The following is an 898-nucleotide window of genomic DNA, read 5'->3' on the forward strand; positions in this document are numbered from 1 at the left end:
TGAAGAGGGTTGCCATTTGATGGGCTTTGATAGTCTTTTTGACAAGTATAAAATGAGCTTGTTTGTTGAACATGTCTACTATCGTCCATATTCCCGTATTCCCATGGATAGACTTAGGCAATCCAAAGATAAAATCCATGGATATGCTCTCCCATGGTGAATTAGGGATTGGCAATGGTTGAAGCAATCGAGGTTGCTTCCCTCTATCAAACTTTGTCTTTTGGCATACCACACATTTAGAAACATACTCTTGTATGTTTGCTTTCATGGTAGGCCAATAGAAATATGTTTCAATCCCTTTTAGGGTAGACTGAATCCCTCTATGCCCCGCATAAGGAGGAGCATGAGATTCATACATTACTTTCTCACGTAGTGAGTTAGTAACGCATAGTCTATTGCCATAGAGAAGATAACCATCTTGTAAAGTAAATGGTTCTTCTTTCTTCCCTAATGCAAGGGCTGAAATCACATCTCTAAAATCGGGATCAATAGCATACTCATCTATCATTGAAGATAGATCATTGTGAGTTGCTATGGAAACCGCATTCACTCTCGGTCGTCTTGAGAGTGCATCGGCTACTTGATTATGCTTGCCAGCAATGTGAGCAATATGAAAATGAAATTGCGAAAGGAAATTTGCCCACCTCATTTGTTTGTCGGAGAGCTTGGTCTGCGTCATGAAGTACTTAAGACTTTGGTGATCCGTTCGCAGAATGAAAGGAGTCCCCAATAAATAGTGCTTCCATGAGTCTAAGGCATGTAGAACTGCAAGGAGTTCCTTTTCATATATGCCTAGAGCTTGCTCAACAGGGTCGAGCCTTCGACTTTCATAGGCTATGGCGTGCCCTTCTTGGAGCAAAACAACTCCAAGACAATCACCACAAGTGTCACATTGGAC

The 898-nt window shown here is 41.5% G+C and carries 1 protein-coding gene and 1 pseudogene; both read right to left on the reverse strand.

Annotated features, from left to right (window positions below; genetic code table 11):
• A partial coding sequence (locus tag DD606_RS25725; protein ID WP_139158413.1) for a hypothetical protein occupies positions 1–679 on the reverse strand: 679 nt, incomplete at its 3' end.
• A gap of 45 nt (positions 680–724) precedes the next feature.
• Positions 725–898 (reverse strand): annotated as a pseudogene (locus DD606_RS26830) (RNase H-like domain-containing protein); the annotation flags it as partial.

This window comes from Enterobacter cloacae complex sp. GF14B (assembly GCF_004136805.1).
Taxonomy (GTDB): domain Bacteria; phylum Pseudomonadota; class Gammaproteobacteria; order Enterobacterales; family Enterobacteriaceae; genus Enterobacter; species Enterobacter hormaechei_C.